This is a genomic window from Nonomuraea spiralis, from assembly GCF_014648435.1.
In the GTDB taxonomy this organism is placed as follows: domain Bacteria; phylum Actinomycetota; class Actinomycetes; order Streptosporangiales; family Streptosporangiaceae; genus Nonomuraea; species Nonomuraea spiralis.
In genome coordinates this window covers 129,434-145,267 of the sequence record NZ_BMRC01000012.1, presented here as the reverse complement: position 1 = coordinate 145,267, position 15,834 = coordinate 129,434, and the positions used below count along the sequence as shown (strand labels likewise).

The following is a 15,834-nucleotide window of genomic DNA, read 5'->3' as shown; positions in this document are numbered from 1 at the left end:
GGCTCGGGCGGCGCGCCGCCATGGACGGCGATCTCCGTCACATCGTGGAATAGTTGGCGAATCGACGACCGTTGCGAACGGAGGTGGCGCGAACGCCACGACAGTGGCGGGCCGCGGCATGGATGGGCCATGGCCGACCGTCCGACCGAAGGAGCAGCGTTTGCGCACCGACTCGGCTGATTTACGACTGCGGACCGCGTCGGCGGTCTACCCCGCGGGCATGCTGGCCCCGCCGCCCCGCACCCTGATCGACATCCTCGACGAGACCACCCGCCGCCACCCCGAGGCGCCCGCGCTGGATGACGGCACCGTCCGTCTTGACTACCGGTCGCTGCGCGCCGAGGTCGACCGGGTCGCCGACGCCCTCGCCGCGGCCGGCGTCGGACGCGGCGCCAGGGTCGGCGTACGCATCGCCTCCGGCACCGCCGACCTGTACGTCTCCATCCTCGCCGTGCTCGCGGCCGGCGCCGCGTACGTGCCCGTGGACGCCGACGACCCCGACGAACGCGCCGAACTCGTCTTCGCCGAGGCCGACGTGGACGCCGTGCTCGACGGTGGCCCGCCCGTCCGCGTCAGGCAGACCGCGGCCCCCGAGCGGCCCACCCCCGACGACGACGCCTGGATCATCTTCACCTCCGGGTCCACCGGCAGGCCGAAGGGCGTCGCGGTGACACACCGGTCGGCCGCCGCGTTCGCCGACGCCGAGGCCGGGCTCTTCCTCCAGGACCGGCCGCTCGGCCCGGGTGACCGGGTGCTGGCCGGGTTGTCGGTGGCCTTCGACGCCTCCTGCGAGGAGATGTGGCTGGCCTGGCGGCACGGCGCCTGCCTGGTGCCCGCGCCCAGGGCCCTCGTACGCACCGGCATGGACCTGGCCCCCTGGCTCGCCGAGCAGGGTGTCACCGTCGTCTCAACTGTGCCGACGCTGGCCGCGCTCTGGCCCGCCGCGCACCTCGACGGCATCAGGCTGCTCATCTTCGGCGGCGAGGCGTGCCCGCCCGAGCTCGCCGAACGGCTGGCCGTCCCCGGCCGCGAGGTGTGGAACACCTACGGGCCCACCGAGGCGACCGTGGTGGCCTCGGCCGCGCGGCTCACCGGCGAGGGGCCCGTACGCATCGGGCTGCCCCTGGACGGCTGGGACCTGGCGGTCGTGGACGAGACGGGCGAGCCGGTCGCCATGGGGGAGACCGGCGAGCTGATCATCGGCGGCGTCGGCCTGGCCCGCTACCTGGACCCGGCCAAGGACGCCGAGAAGTACGCGCCGCTGCCGTCCCTGGGCTGGGAGCGCGCCTACCGCAGCGGCGACCTCGTACGCGCCGAGCCCGAAGGACTGCTCTTCGCCGGCCGCGCCGACGACCAGGTGAAACTGGGCGGGCGCAGGATCGAGCTCGGCGAGGTGGACGCCGCCCTGAGCGCGCTGCCGGGCGTCACCGGCGCCGCGGCGGCCGTCCGCACCGCGGGCGGCGGCCATCAGGTGCTCGTCGGCTACGTCGTCCCCGGGCCCGGCTTCGACGCCGGTCAGGCGCGGGAGCTGCTGGCCGGTTCGCTGCCCGCCGCGCTCGTGCCGCGCCTGGCCCCCGTGGACGAGCTGCCCACCAGGACCTCCGGCAAGATCGACCGGGACGCGCTGCCGTGGCCCCTGGAAGGACCGGCTCAGGCCGCCGCCGGTCTGACCCGGGCCGAGGCGCTGCTGTCCGAGCACTGGACCGAGATCCTGGGCGTGAGCCCGGACGGGCCGGAGGCGGACTTCTTCGCCGACGGCGGCACCAGCCTGGCCGCCGCCCGCCTGGTGTCGGTGTTGCGGGCCGCGCATCCCGACGTCGCGGTCGGCGACGTCTACGCGCACCCGACCCTCGCCGGGCTGGCGCAACTGCTGACCGCCAGGGGCGGCCCGCAGGACCGGCCGCCCGTGGAGGCGGCCCCCGTGGCCCCCATGCCGAGGCGGGCCGCGCTGACGCAGACCGTGCTCATGATCCCGCTGCTCACCGTGGGCGCGCTGCGCTGGATCGTGCCGCTCGCCGCACTCGGCAACGTGCTCGCCCCGCCGTGGGCGCCGTCGCTGTCGTGGTGGTGGGTGACGCTGGGCGCGCTGGCGTTCGTCACCCCCATGGGACGCATGGGCCTGTCGGCGGCGGTCGCCCGGCTGCTGCTGCGCGGCGTGCGGCCCGGGACGTACCCGCGCGGCGGCGGCGTGCACCTGCGGTTGTGGTTCGCCGAGCGGTTCGCCGAACGGCTCGGCGTGCCCGACCTGGCCGGCGCGCCCTGGATGGCCTGGTACGCCCGCCTGCTCGGCGCCACCGTCGGCCCGGACGCCGACCTGCACTCGCCCCCGCCGATCACCGGCCTGCTCAAGCTGGGCAGGGGCGCCTCCGTCGAGCAGGAGGTCGACCTCGCCGGCCACTGGTACGACGGCGACCGGCTGCACGTCGGCGAGATCCGCATCGGCGCCGGTGCCACGGTCGGCTCCCGCTCGACCCTGCTGCCCGGCGCCCGCGTCGGCAAGAACTCCCAGGTCGCGCCGGGTTCCGCGGTCGCCGGTACGGTCCCCGCGGGCGAGCGCTGGGCCGGCGTCCCGGCCTTCCGCCAGGGCAAGCCGCGCCGCTCCCGCCCCGCCGAGCGCGCCGCCCGCTCCCGCCCGTGGGTGGCGCTGTACGGGGTGAGCGCGGTCGTGCTCAGCCTGCTCCCGGTGGCCGCCGCCGGGGTCGCGCTCGCGGTCCTGGCCGCCTTCGCCGGGGACGAGCCCACGCTCGGCGGCGCGCTGGCCGCCGCCCTGCTCGCCGTGCCGCCGGCCACGCTCGCCGGAATGGCCGCCTTCGCCCTGGTCACGCTGGTCAGCGTGCGGCTCCTGGGCCTGGGGCTGAACCCGGGGCACCACCCGGTGCACAGCCGCCAGGCATGGCAGGCGTGGGTCACCGGCAGGCTGATGGCCGCGGCCCGCGTGTGGCTGTTCCCGCTGTACGCCAGCGTCCTGACGCCCGTCTGGCTGCGGGCGCTCGGCATGAAGGTGGGCCGCGGCGCGGAGCTGTCCACGGTTCTCGCGCTGCCCACGATGACCTCCGTCGGCGACGGCGCGTTCCTGGCCGACGACACCATGGTGGCCCCGTACGAGCTGGACGGCGGGTGGATGCGCCTGGCCGAGGCGCGGATCGGCAAGCGTGCCTTCCTCGGCAACTCCGGGATGACCGCGCCCGGCCGCAAGGTGCCCAAGGACGGCCTGGTCGGCGTGTTGTCGGCGACGCCGAAGAAGGCCAAGTCCGGCTCCTCGTACGTGGGCATGCCGCCCATGAAGCTGCGCCGCACCGCCGAGGAGGCCGACCCCAGCAGGACCTACGACCCGCCCGCGCGGTTCAGGGCCGCGCGGGCGCTGGTCGAGGTGTGCCGGGTGGTGCCCGCGATGGGCGTGGTCGCGCTGGCCGTCCTGGCCGTCGCGGCCTTCGAGTGGCTGGCCGCCGGGTACGGCTTCGCGGTGGCGGCCGCGCTGGGCGGCGTGGTCGTGCTGGCCGCCGGGGTGCTCGCCGCGGCGGTCGCCACGGCCGCCAAATGGGTGCTGGTCGGCCGGATCCCGGCCGGGAACAGGCCGCTGTGGAGCTCGTTCGTGTGGCGCAACGAGCTGGCGGACAACTTCGTCGAGGTGCTGGCGGCGCCCTGGTTCGCCCAGCCGTGGCTCGGGACCGCCGCGCTGAACGTGTGGCTGCGCTCACTCGGGGCACGCATCGGACGTGGGGTCACCTGCGAGACGTACTGGCTGCCGGAGGCGGATCTGGTGACACTCGGCGACGGCGCGTGCGTCAACCGGGGGTGCGTGTTGCAGACGCACCTGTTCCACGACCGGGTGATGAGCATGGACACGGTGACGCTGGAGGCCGGCGCGACGCTCGGCCCCCACGGCGTCGTCCTGCCCGCCGCGCGGGTGGGTGAGGGGACGACGGTCGGACCGGCGTCCCTGGTCATGCGTGGCGAGGCCGTGCCCGGCGGCAGCCGGTGGTTCGGCAACCCCGTCTCGGCGTGGCGATGACCTCGTACTTCCCGGGGCACGGCGACCACCGGTACGCGGTCGAGCACTACGACCTGTCGCTGAACTACCGGATCGCGGCCAACCGGCTCGACGGCACGGCCCGCCTGACGGTCACGGCCGCCGAGCCGCTCGGCGAGCTCGTGCTCGACCTCGGGCACTTCCGCGTCTCGGGCGTCAGCGTGGACGGCCGGGCCGTCCGCCACACCCACGGCCAGGGCAAGCTGCGCCTCGCCCTGCCCGGACCGGTGGCCGCCGGGGCGCGGGCCGTCGTCGAGGTGCGGTACGCGGGCAGTCCCGTACCGGTGCGCAGCCCCTGGGGCGGGCTCGGCTGGGAGGAGCTGTCCGACGGCGCGCTCGTGGCCGGCCAGCCGATCGGCGCGCCGTCCTGGTTCCCGTGCAACGACCGGCCGGACGACAAGGCGTCCTACCGGATCTCGGTCACGACGGCGCCGGCGTACCAGGTGATCGCGAACGGCGTGCTCACCGCCAGGCGGCGGGCGGCCGGGACCACGACGTGGGTCTACGAGCAGGCCGAGCCGATGGCGACGTACCTGGCCAGCGTGCAGATCGGGCGCTACCAGCTCTCCGAGACGGGCGGGACACGGCTGGCCCACCCGGCGCGGCTGGCCGCCCGCGTACGGCACGACTTCGGCCGGCAGGGCGAGATGATGGCGCTGTTCGGCGAGCTGTTCGGGCCCTACCCGTTCAGCGGCTACACCGTCGTGGTGACCGACGACGACCTGGACATCCCGGTCGAGGCCCAGGGCATGTCGATCTTCGGCAGGAACCACGTGGACGGCGCCCGCGGTTGCGAGCGGCTGGTCGCGCACGAGCTGGCGCACCAGTGGTTCGGCAACAGCCTGACCGTGGCCCGCTGGTCCGACATCTGGCTCCAGGAGGGCTTCGCCACGTACGCGGAGTGGTTGTGGTCGGAGCGGTCGGGCGGCCCGCCCGCCGACGAGCACGCGCTGCGCTGGCACCGCAGGCTCGCCGCGCTGCCGCAGGAGTTCGCGCTGGCCGACCCCGGCCCGGCCGCGCTGTTCGACGACCGCGTCTACAAGCGCGGCGCGCTGACCCTGCACGCCCTGCGCCGGGCCGCCGGCGACCAGGTGTTCTTCACGCTCCTGCGGTCCTGGGCCGAGGGCCGCCGGCACGGCAGCGTCACCACGGAGGAGTTCGCCGCGCACGCCGAGCGGTACGTCCCGGCCGGGGCGCTGCTGACGGCGTGGTTGCGCGACCGGCCGCTGCCGCCCGCGTCCGGTGGCACGCTCAGCCGGTGGCGCGGCGCCTGACCCGCCGCGGCCGGGTCGCCGGGGTGGCGTCGCCGGTACGGGCGTGATCGCTCATAGCCTGGTCACATGGCGACCCGGCTGGCGACCTGCAACCTGTGCGAGGCCATGTGCGGCCTGCGCCTCGACCTGGACGGCGACCGGATCACCGGCGTCCGGGGCGACGCGGACGACCCGCTGTCGGCCGGGCACCTGTGCCCCAAGGCGCTGGCCCTCCAGGACATACGCGAGGACCCCGACCGGCTGCGCCGTCCCGTGCTGCGCACCCCGGACGGCTGGCGGGAGATCCCCTGGCCGGACGCGTTCGACCTGGTCGCGGCCAAGCTGGCCCGGACACGCGCCGAGCACGGCGCCGACGCCGTCGCCGTCTACCTCGGCAACCCCGTCGTGCACAGCATGGGCGCGCTGACGCACGCGCCGCCGTTCGCCCGCCTGCTGGGCACCCGCAACCGGTTCTCCGCCGCCTCCCTGGACCAGCTACCCCACCAGTACGTCGCCCGCCACCTGTACGGCAGCCAATGGCTGCTCCCGGTGCCCGACATCGACCGTACGGCCTACTTCCTGGCCTTCGGCGCCAACCCGGCCGTCTCCAACGGCAGCGTGATGAGCGCGCCCGGCATCGTCAGGCGCATCCGCGACCTGCGTGCCCGCGGCGGCCGGATGGTGCTGTTCGACCCGCGCCGTACGGAGACCGCCCGGCTGGCCGACGAGCACCACTTCGTCCGGCCCGGCACGGACGCGGCGCTCATCCTGGCCATGGTCGGCCGGATCATCGCCGAGGGCGCCGCCCGTCCCGCGCCCTACGTGGACGGGCTCGACCGGCTGACGCGGGCGCTGGCGGCGTTCACGCCCGAGCGGGCCGCCGCGGTCACCGGCGTGCCGGCCGAGGTGATCGTCCGGGTCGCAGACGAGTTCGCCGCCGCGGGCGCTGCCGCCGCCTACGGCCGGGTCGGCGTGTCCACGCAGCGCTTCGGCACCCTGTGCCAGTGGGGGATCCAGCTGCTCAACCTGGTCACCGGCAACCTCGACCGGCCCGGCGGCACGCTGATGAGCAGGCCCGCCGTCGATCCCGTACGCAACCGGATGATCGACCCGGGCCACGAGGACAGGTGGCGCAGCCGGGTGCGGGGCCTGCCGGAGTTCGGCGGCGAACTGCCCGCCGCGGCGCTCGCCGAGGAGATCCGCACCCCGGGGAAGGGACAGGTGCGGGCGCTGCTGACCATCGCCGGCAACCCGGTGCGCTCGGCCCCCGCCGGGCACGAGCTGTCGCGGGCCCTCGGGGAGCTGGACTTCATGGTCAGCCTCGACTTCTACGTCAACGAGACCACCCGGCACGCCGACGTCATCCTCCCGCCCACCGACCTGCTCGAACGCGACCACTACGACCTCGTCTTCAACCTGGTCGCGGTCCGCGACCGCGCCCGCTACACCCCGGCCGTGCTGCCGAGGACGCCGGACGCCCGGCACGACTGGGAGATCCTGCGCGAGCTGGCCCGGCGCTACCGCCGCCTGGTCCGCGCCGGTTCGCTCTCCGACCGGCTCGTGTTGCGGCTCACGCCCGAGCGGATCGTGGATCTCGGGCTGCGGGCGGGGCCGTACCGGCTGAGCGTGGCCAAGCTGCGCCGCCACCCGCACGGGCTGGACCTGGGCCCGCTCCGGCCGAGCCTGCCGGGCCGGCTGCGCACCCGCGGGCGGCGCGTGGACGCCGCGCCGCCCGTGCTGCTCGCCGGGCTCGAACGGGCCCGCGACGAGCTCCTGACCGCGCCGCGCGCCGCCGAACTGCTGCTGATCGGCCGCCGCCACCTGCGCGACGACAACTCCTGGCTGCACAACTCGGCCCGGCTGGTCAAGGGCCGGCCGCGCCACCACCTGCTCATGCACCCCGACGACCTGCGCGCCCGCGGCCTGACCGACGGCGGGCCGGTCCGGGTGCGTTCGCGCAGCGGCGAGGTGACGGTGGAGGTCAGCGCGAGCGAGGACGTCATGCCCGGCGTGGTCAGCCTGCCGCACGGCTACGGCCACGACCGGCCGGGCGTGCTGCTGTCGGTCGCGTCCACGCTCGGCGGCGCCAGCGCCAACGACCTCACCGACCCCGCCCGCCTGGACGAGCTCTCCGGCACGGCCGCGCTCAACGGTGTCCCGGTCACCGTCGAGCCCCTCAGGTGACGGGCACGATCTCCGCCCCGCGCAGGTGCTCGGCCACCCGGGGCGGGCAGGAGCGCCACCGTCTCGGCGCGTGGGTGTCCGACAGTGCCACCACGTTCATGCGGAAGTCATGCCCGATCCGCGTACAGATCCTCCAGCCAGGACCGCCAGGCCGCCGCCTGGCCCTCGGGGTCGCCGAACAGCAGGTGCATGACGAGCATGGTGCCGCCGATGCCCTGGACGAACCGGTAGAGGGCGTCGGAGGTGCGGACGCCGACGGTCTGGGCGTTACGGAAGTAGACGACGCCCTGGACCGCGGGCAGGCCGGGCGGGGTGAGCCGGACGGTGTCGCCGGGCTCGGGCGGGCCGCCGAGCGCGGCGTGCAGGGCCCGCCAGGCGCGCGGCCAGTCGGCCACCGGCGGGCCGGACTCGGTGAGCGGGGTCGCGCCGCGGCCGGCGAAGTGGTTGAGGTACTCCGTCAGCGTGGCGAAGAACAGGGCCGTGCCCGCGGACATCGCCTCGTACTCGTGCTCCCAGTCGTCGCCGGGCAGGAAGCCGCTGGTGACCATGCGGACGAGGGTGCTGCCCTGGCCGCGGCCCTCCAGCAGGAACTCGTAGGCGACGAAGCGGCCGTCGGGGCCCGGCGTGGCGGAGTGGGCGAAGTGCTTGAGCGGCTCGTCGGCGTTCACCCGGGACTCCGGCAGCTCGGCCCCGGCGAAGGCGGTGCGGACCGCGCCGCCCTCGACCTCGTTGCGCCCCATGAACCACGAGTCGATGCCCGGCCCGGTCGTGATGGCCGACCACACCTGCTCGGGCGTCGCCTCGACCAGGGACTCAAGGGGGATCTCGAACTCGCGCCCCACCTCAGGAGCCCTTCTTCACGGACGGGTGCACGGCGACGATCAGGCGATGTTCCCGCCCGCCTTCTGCGGACTCGTCATGATATTTGCTGACCAACGACGTCACGCAGTGCGCCAGCTCCTCGGCGAACGCGGCCCGGTCGGCGGCCGAGGCGAAGCGCACCTCGCCGTCGATCGCGAACGTGGCCACCTTCTTCTGCGCCTTGGCCGCGCCGGTGAGCAGCGTGCCGACGTCGCGGACGAGCTGGGCCGCCAGCGCCAGCAGCCAGCGTGCCGACAGCCGGTCGGGCGACTTGGCCGGGTCGGGCTGCACCGAGGCCAGCGCCGTGGGGGAGATCACGAAGGAGGCGGCCGTGGCCTGCATCACGCGCTCGGTGACGTTGCCCTTCTTGCGCTCCTCGACCAGCTCGACCAGCCCATGGCGTTCGAGGGTGCGCAGATGGTAGTTGACCTTCTGCCTGGCCAGGCCCACCTTGGCGGCCAGGGACGTGGCAGAGCCCGGTTCGACCAGCTCGGCCAGCAACTTCGACCGCATCGGGTCGAGCGACGCCTCGGCGGCCGCCGCGTCTTCGATCACTGCCACTTCGTACATGGGTGAAACGATTGCACCGAAAAAAATCGTTGTCAAGCGAGCGCGGCGGCCTTGCCTTCGAGATAGCGCTGCTCAGGCAGACTCAGCGTACGCCGGGCCGCCTCGCGGAAGGCGCGCGCGGCCCCCTCGGTGTCGCCGTCCATCTCCAGCAGATGGGCGCGTACGGCGGCCAGCCGGTGGTGACCCGAGAGCCGGTCGTCGGCGGCCAGGCCGTCGAGCAGGTCGAGCCCGGCGCGCGGGCCGTTGACCATGGCGGCGGCCACGGCCTGGTTGAGCCGGACCATCGGGTTGTCCTCCAGCCCGGCCAGCACGCCGTAGAGGGCGAGGATCTGCGGCCAGTCGGTCTCGGCGGCCGTGGGCGCCTCGTCGTGCACGGCCGCGATCGCCGCCTGCAACTGGTACGGGCCGAGCGCGCTGGTGGCCAGCGCCTTGCTGACCAGCTCCACACCCTCCTCGACGAGCCGCCGGTCCCACAGGGAACGATCCTGGTCGGTGAGCGGCACGAGCGACCCGCCCGGCCCGGTGCGCGCCGCCCGCCGCGCCTCGGTCAGCAGCATGAGCGCCAGCAGCCCGGCGACCTCGCCGTCGTCGGGCAGCAGCCGGCGCACGAGCCGGGCCAGCCTGATCGCCTCGGCGGTCAGCTCGGGCCGCTGCAGGTCGGGCCCGGAGGTGGCGGTGTAACCCTCGTTGAAGATCAGGTAGAGCACGTGGAGCACCACGCGCAGCCGTTCGGCGCGCTCCGGCTCCGGCGGCGGCCCGAACGGCACCCCGGTGGACTTGATGCGCTGCTTGGCCCGGCTGATGCGCTGGGCCATCGTCGCCTCCGGCACCAGGAACGCCGCCGCGATCTGCGCCGTGGTCAGGCCGCCCACGGCCCGCAGCGTGAGCGCGAGCTGCGAGGGCTCCGACAGCGACGGGTGGCAGCACAGGAACAGCAGCGTCAGCGTGTCGTCACCGGCCGGAGTGCGCTCCTCGCCCGGCGCGGGCGCGACGAACTCGTCGGCAGGCACGGCCACCGCCGCGCTCTCCTCCCGCCGCCGGCGCGCGCTCTCGCTGCGGATGTGGTCGATGACGCGCCGGGAGGCGACCGTGATCAACCAGGCCCGCGGGTTGTCCGGGACACCCTGGGCGGGCCACTGCACGGCGGCGTCGAGCAGGGCCTCCTGCACGGCGTCCTCGCACGCGTCGAACTGCTCGTAACGGCGGACGAGCACCCCGAGCACCTGCGGCGCCAGTTCGCGCAGCAGCCCTTCGATCACTCGGCCACCTCGTCGAGGACCGGCCGCACCTCCATGGCGCACAGCCGCGCGTCGGGCCAGCGTGCGGCGATCTCGGTGGCCCGCTCGACGCTCGCGCAGTCGACGGTCAGGTAGCCCGCCAGGTATTCCTTGGCCTCCAGGAAGGGCCCGTCGGTGACGGCGGGCACGCCGTCGCGCACCATGACCGTCTTGGACGAGGCGGGATCGCCCAGCGCCTGACCTCCGACCAGCTCGCCGCTCTCCTCCAGCTCCTGCATGAGCGCGTCGACCTCGGCCATGACCTGGTCGAAGCCGTCGGCCACGGCCTGCTGGGCGGCGGGGTTGCTGTAGATCAGCAGCATGTATTTCACCTGCCTCATCCTAGGGGCAGCTGACCAGCGGAAAGGGCGCGCCGAATTACCGGCCGGGGTTTTGCTCATGCCTTTTCCGGAAAAATCGGAATAACACTGGAAATTGCGGATTGTGTCGGTCTAACCGGTCCCGGCCGCCGGCTGGTCCGGCCACTCTGCTTCCGCCTCGTGCCGGACGAGCGGGCCGGCGGGCCGCCGTACGTCCGCCTCCCGTACGTCCATGTGCAGGCGTAACCGGGAGCCGTCCGCGCTCTGGTCGAGATCGACGCCGTCGCACAGGTGCTGGATCAGCCACAGGCCGAAGCCGAACCCCTCCGTACGCGCCCGGCCGTGCCTGGCCGCGGCCAGGTGGCCGGCGCTCAGCAGGCCGGCGGTGTCGGCGATCTCCACGGTGACGCCCCCGGGACGGCCCCGGGCCAGCACCGTGCCGGCGCCGCCGCCGTGGTCGAGCACGTTCGTGACCGCCTCGTTGACCGCCAGCACGAAGTTGTCCAGGCGTTCCCCGGCCAGCCCGCCCCGCCCGGCGTAACCGCGCACGAGGCCGCGGATGGCGTCGAGGTCGGTGCTGATGGGGCAGCGCAGCTCCGGTTCCATGCCCATGGTCTTGATCAGTCCTGCCTGAATGTGGCGTGGCGGGGGACCCGGTTCTGGGTGCTTTCCAGACGAAGGCCCGGCAAACCACCGGCGCCCCTTCCGGGACCGGCGTCCGGTGGTGTGGCCTCGGCGCGCGGCGCTACTGGAGGCGGGCGCCGATGATGCACGTGTCGTCGTCGGTGTCGGAGTTGCTGTGGGTTCGAGGCGCTGCTCCAGGGTGGCCGCGGGCTGCCGGGCGATGTCCTGGTAGGCGCCGCGGATGGACAGCAGCAGGCCGCTGTCGTCGAAGACCGGCTCGGCGACGACCCTGATGTGCCGTACGGTGCCGTCGGAACGCCGGAGCCGGTACGCGGTGGAGGCCGGGCGGCGGTGGTGCAGCACGGCGCGGACGAAACGGCCGATGGCCACGGCGTCGTCCGGATGGGCGTGCCCGGCCAGTTGTTCGAGCGGGATGGGCGGCTCGTCGGGGGCCATGCCGTACATGCCGTGAAGCTGGGCGTTCCAGACGATCTCGCCGGTCAGCAGGTTCTCCTCGAACCCGCCGATACGCCCGAGGCGCTGGGCGTGCTGCGGACCTGGGCGGTGAGGTTGTCGGCTATGGCGTTGACCGATTCGGTGAGGTCTTTCCAGGTGCCGGAGACCGAGGGGACGTCGGCTTGTCCGCCGAGTCGGCCGTCGGTGTCCTCGGGCAGGCGGGTGCGGAAGTCGCCGTCCCGTACCGCTGTCAGCCCGCCGAGCAGCTGACGCAGCCGAAGCTCGTCGACCTCGGCGCCCCCGGACGTCGTACGGGAGCCGCCGGTCATCGCTTCGCTCATGTCACCCTCGTTGTCCTGCGGAATTGTGCGGACTGTCCTGTGGTGACCTCGCGAACGGCCTCGGTCGGGAGACCGGGATCGAGGTCATGAACGGGACAGTCGCGGTCGATGTCCATCCGGATTCCGGAGCCGGTGCTCGTGGCGTTCAGTCCCGTGTTCCCGGGTGATCCGGGAGGTCACGAGGACTCGCGCAGGCCGTCCGGACGCTGCGCGCCCATCGCGGCGACGGCCTCCCCGACGTCGGCGTGGACGATTAGGGAGGACCACACGCCGGTCACCTGCAACACGCGGGCGGGCAGCTCCTGCACGGCGGCCAGGCGCAGCACGCCGCCCTGGTCGAGCACGGCGGCGTTGAGCCGCAACAACACGTGCAGGCCGCGGCTGTCCATGAAGGTCAGCCCGGCCAGGTCGAGCACCATCCCCGCCCCGGGACGCCGTTGCCGCTCGGCGTAGGACTCCAGCCGTTGCGAGTTGCTGGAGTCCAGCTCGCCCGCCACGGTCACCAGTACGCCGCCGGGCAGGTCGTGGCAGCTCAACGTCAGTGGCGTCATGCCGCCTCCGCACGGTGGGCGGCATGAGGACCCGCCGGTCGCGGCCGGCGGACGGCGTCACGCATGACGAGCCGGCGGGATCGGCTCAGTCACATGACCGCCGTCGTGCACCGGAGCAGGTCTTCCGCGCCGTGGCGGCGGTGTGCCCGGTGCCGGTCCGCGATCGCCCGGCCTGGAACCCTGGCCTCGCCGTGCGCGCGTGATGCTGCTCCGGCGGGGGCTCAATCGCGATCAACTCCTCCTGCGCCGCGGCGATCCGTGCTCGCCCCCACCCTTTCCCCCGGAGCGGTGGCCGGTCAGCACGCCGGACGAAGGATTCGCCGCACCCTGTCCACGGAACGAAACCGGCGCCGGACGGGCGAGGGGGATCAGCCGCGTCGCGGCGCCGCCGGGGCGTGCAGGGTGTCGCCGGGAGCGCGGCCGAAGGCGGCCCGGTAGAGCTGGGCGAACCGGCCGGGATGGAAGAAGCCCCAGCGGGCGGCGACGGCGGTGACCGTGGTCGCGCCGGGATCGGCCTCCCTCAGCTCGGCGTGCGCGTGGGCCAGGCGGGCCTGGCGCAGATAGCCCAACGGGGTGGTGCCGAGGTGCCGGCGGAAGGCGTACTGGAGGGCGCGGGGGCTGACTCGGGCGGCGGTGGCGATCTCGTCGAGGCCGATCGGCAGGTGGGCGTGGTCGTCGATGAAGGCCGTCGCGCGGCGCAGCGCCTGGGGACGGGCCTCGCCGGGGGCTGCGGCGTCGTCGGCGTTGGTGGGCAGGGCGGTGAGCACGCTGGCGGCCAGGAGCTGCCCGGCGGTGGAGACGACGAGCGGCTCGGCGGCCAGCTCGGGATCGGTGAGGACGTCGTCGCGCAGGTAGGCGAGCGTACGGCGCAGATGGCGGCCTGCGGAGGCGGAGACCGGGCGGCTTCCCACCAGCCGCACCGGCTCGGCCCTGCGGCCGGGAAGGGTGCCGGCCACCTGCTGCAGCAGGGCGGCGTCGAACATGACGATGTCGTAGCGGGAGCGGCGGATCTCGCCGGTGTAGGGCAGGTCGGGCGGGGCGAACAACACCGTGTCGCCCGGGCCGAAGACGTCCTCGTCCTGGCCTGCGATCTGGTGGGCGATGCTGCCCGACTCGACCGCGCACAGGCACACCTTGCCGAGCGGGTTGACGTCGTAGCGCATGGCGTACTCGAGGTGGAGCTGGTCGACGCTGACCGAGCCCATGACCTGGCGCGAGATCCACGTGCGCGGGCTCTTGACGTCGGCGCCGATGCGCATCTTGGCGTACGCCTTGCTGAGGAACTCCTCGGTCTCGCCGATGTCACGGCTGTCGAAGACCTGTGGCTCCATCTGACCCTCCCACTTCTCCCATCGGTCCGGGAGCCGCACCTGCCGAGCTCCGCGCAAATCCTCTCAGGCCGGTACGACAGTGGCCTGGACATCGGCGGAAGCAGGCCCTCGACCAGGCACGATCGCGTTTGGTATACCATTTTTGAGTGACTTCCTGGACTATCGCCAACGTGCGCCCTTGGGGCGCCGCGCCCGTGGACCTGACCATCGACGGAACCGAGATCACCGGCGTGCGCCCGGCCGGTACGGCCCGGCCCGACGGCGAGAGCGTCGACGGCCGCGGCCTGCTCGCCCTGCCGGGATTCGTCAACGCGCACGCCCACGTCGACAAGAGCTGGTGGGGGCAGCCCTGGGTGTCGTACGGCGGCGAGCCGACCACGCAGGGCCGGATCGCCCACGAACGCGCCGAACGCGACCGCTACGGCATCCCGGGCGTGGACGGGACGGTGGCGGTGCTGCGCGAGTACCTGCGCCACGGGACCACCGCCACCCGCACGCACGTGGACGTCGACCTCGGCCTCGGCCTGCGGGGCATCGAGGTCGTCCGCGAGGCCGCGGACCGGCTGGACGGGGCGATCGACGTCGAGATCGTGGCCTTCCCGCAGGACGGCGTGATCCGCCGGCCGGGCGTGCTCGACCTGCTCGACCGCGCCGCGCAGGCGGGCGCGACCAGCATCGGCGGCCTCGACCCCGCCGGCATCGACCGCGACCCGGTGGCCCAGCTCGACGGCCTGTTCGAGATCGCCGAGCGGCGCGGCGTCGGCCTGGACATCCACCTGCACGACGGCGGCGAGCTGGGGGCCTTCCAGTACGAGCTGATCATCGACCGCACGCTCAGGGCGGGCCTCCAGGGCCGGGTGACCGTCTCCCACGGCTTCGCCCTCGGGGAGCTGGCCCCGGACCGGCAGCGCGCCCTGCTCGACGACCTCGGCGAGGCGGGCATCTCCTGGGCGACGGTCGCGCCCGTGCGCACGGCGCCCCTTCCCTGGCGGGGCATGGCCGAGCGCGGGATCGGCCTCGGCCTCGGCACCGACGGGATCCGCGACCTGTGGTCCCCGTTCGGGGACGGCGACCTGCTGCGCATCGCCCTCGGGTTCGCCCGCCTGCACGGGCTGCGCACCGACGAGGAGCTCACGGCCGCCGTCGAGCTGGCCACGACCAAGGCGGCGCCGTTCGTGCACCGGGAGCGGCACGACCTGGTTCCGGGGGCGCGGGCCGATCTCGTGCTCATCGACGCCCAGAACGTGCCGGACGCGCTCGTACGGGTGCCGCCGCGGGCCCTCGTGGTCGCCGGTGGCCGGGTCGTCGCCCGCGACGGCGAAGTCCTCCTGAACGCCTGACCCACAGAACGGGCTCGGGACGACCCCGGTTCAGGGGCGGGCGGCGGGCTCGTGGCGGGTCGTGTGTTCGCGGGTGAGGCGGTCGCTGGTCTCCACGTGCCGGGCGACGAGTTCGCCGACGCGGGCCGCGTCGCGGTCGGCGATCGCCTCGTAGAGCTCCCGGTGCTCGTCGGCGACGAGCCGGAGGTCGTCGTGCCGCCCCAGCAGCCAGCGCATCCGGCTGCGCAGGACCTGCCCCAGCTCGACCAGCAGGTCGTTGCCCGCGATCACGGTGGCCGTCTCGTGGAAGTCGGCCGCCGCCCGCCGGGCGCGTACGGCGTCGCCGGCCCGCGCCGCCCGCAGCTCCGCGTCGAGGTCGGCGCGCAGCCGGCGCAGGCCCTCCGCGTCGTGCCGCCGCGCGGCGAGCTGGAACGTCACGGCCTCGAACGCCGAGCGCACCTCGATGAGGTCGGCGACGTCGCGGGCGGTGAACTCGCGCACCACGGCCCAGGTGCGGGGCCGCAACGTCACCAGCCCCTCGGCGGCCAGGGTGGCCAGCGCGTCGCGGACGGGCACCCGGCTCACACCGAGCTCGGTGGCGAGATCGCGTTCGACGAGCTTGCTGCCCGGCGGGCGGACGCCGTCGAGGATGTCGTCGCGCAACCGCCGGATGACGCGTACGGACTCGGGCTCGAACCCGCCTCCTGCCACCATGAC

The 15,834-nt window shown here is 74.3% G+C and carries 13 protein-coding genes; 4 read left to right on the top strand and 9 right to left on the bottom strand.

Annotated elements, in window-relative coordinates; translation table 11 throughout:
- Window positions 1–160: 160 nt before the first annotated feature.
- The 3 genes from IEZ27_RS28800 to IEZ27_RS28790 all read left to right on the top strand — a co-directional run bounded on the left by IEZ27_RS28800 (window position 161) and on the right by IEZ27_RS28790 (window position 7,467).
- Window positions 161–4,012, top strand: coding sequence for a Pls/PosA family non-ribosomal peptide synthetase (locus IEZ27_RS28800; protein WP_229824432.1), 3,852 nt, complete (start codon window positions 161–163; stop codon window positions 4,010–4,012).
- The gene (locus tag IEZ27_RS28795; RefSeq protein ID WP_189650247.1) at window positions 4,009–5,304 is read left to right on the top strand and encodes a M1 family metallopeptidase; all 1,296 of its coding nucleotides are present in this window, start codon (window positions 4,009–4,011) and stop codon (window positions 5,302–5,304) included. Before IEZ27_RS28800 ends, IEZ27_RS28795 begins: the two co-directional genes overlap by 4 nt.
- 66 nt (window positions 5,305–5,370) lie before the next feature.
- Window positions 5,371–7,467: a molybdopterin-dependent oxidoreductase gene (locus tag IEZ27_RS28790; protein WP_189650117.1), complete on the top strand. Its 2,097-nt coding sequence runs from the start codon at window positions 5,371–5,373 to the stop codon at window positions 7,465–7,467.
- Between the two features lie 107 nt (window positions 7,468–7,574).
- Here IEZ27_RS28790 and IEZ27_RS28780 read toward each other — a convergent pair whose 3' ends face one another.
- The 8 genes from IEZ27_RS28780 to IEZ27_RS28745 all read right to left on the bottom strand — a co-directional run bounded on the left by IEZ27_RS28780 (window position 7,575) and on the right by IEZ27_RS28745 (window position 13,798).
- Complete coding sequence (locus IEZ27_RS28780) at window positions 7,575–8,309, bottom strand: SRPBCC family protein (RefSeq protein ID WP_189650116.1); 735 nt, start codon at window positions 8,307–8,309, stop codon at window positions 7,575–7,577.
- Between the two features lies 1 nt (window position 8,310).
- Window positions 8,311–8,898, bottom strand: coding sequence for an ArsR/SmtB family transcription factor (locus tag IEZ27_RS28775; protein ID WP_189650115.1), 588 nt, complete (start codon window positions 8,896–8,898; stop codon window positions 8,311–8,313).
- A gap of 32 nt (window positions 8,899–8,930) precedes the next feature.
- Entirely contained in the window at window positions 8,931–10,157 is a 1,227-nt protein-coding gene (locus IEZ27_RS28770; protein ID WP_189650114.1) for an RNA polymerase sigma factor, read from the bottom strand.
- Window positions 10,154–10,498 carry a YciI family protein gene (locus tag IEZ27_RS28765; protein WP_229824453.1) on the bottom strand — a complete coding sequence of 115 codons (345 nt, stop codon included), beginning with the start codon at window positions 10,496–10,498 and terminating at the stop codon, window positions 10,154–10,156. The genes IEZ27_RS28770 and IEZ27_RS28765 overlap by 4 nt, the downstream gene beginning before the upstream one ends.
- Before the next feature lie 129 nt (window positions 10,499–10,627).
- Entirely contained in the window at window positions 10,628–11,611 is a 984-nt protein-coding gene (locus tag IEZ27_RS28760; protein ID WP_268246093.1) for an ATP-binding protein, read from the bottom strand.
- A gap of 8 nt (window positions 11,612–11,619) precedes the next feature.
- On the bottom strand, window positions 11,620–11,916 hold the full coding sequence (locus IEZ27_RS28755) for a hypothetical protein (RefSeq protein ID WP_229824431.1): 297 nt from the start codon (window positions 11,914–11,916) through the stop codon (window positions 11,620–11,622).
- 176 nt (window positions 11,917–12,092) lie between these two features.
- A complete protein-coding gene (locus IEZ27_RS28750) occupies window positions 12,093–12,467 on the bottom strand; it encodes an STAS domain-containing protein (RefSeq protein ID WP_189650112.1) in 375 nt (124 codons plus the stop codon).
- 368 nt (window positions 12,468–12,835) lie between these two features.
- Window positions 12,836–13,798 (bottom strand): helix-turn-helix transcriptional regulator, encoded by a 963-nt coding sequence (locus tag IEZ27_RS28745; protein WP_189650111.1) that lies wholly within the window; start codon window positions 13,796–13,798, stop codon window positions 12,836–12,838.
- Window positions 13,799–13,944: 146 nt separating this feature from the next.
- Here IEZ27_RS28745 and IEZ27_RS28740 point away from each other — a divergent pair, with 146 nt between their 5' ends.
- On the top strand, window positions 13,945–15,138 hold the full coding sequence (locus IEZ27_RS28740; RefSeq protein WP_189650110.1) for an amidohydrolase: 1,194 nt from the start codon (window positions 13,945–13,947) through the stop codon (window positions 15,136–15,138).
- Between the two features lie 30 nt (window positions 15,139–15,168).
- On the opposite strand, the gene IEZ27_RS28735 is transcribed toward IEZ27_RS28740, so the two are convergent.
- Window positions 15,169–15,831 (bottom strand): GntR family transcriptional regulator, encoded by a 663-nt coding sequence (locus IEZ27_RS28735; RefSeq protein ID WP_189650109.1) that lies wholly within the window; start codon window positions 15,829–15,831, stop codon window positions 15,169–15,171.
- Window positions 15,832–15,834: the final 3 nt, after the last annotated feature.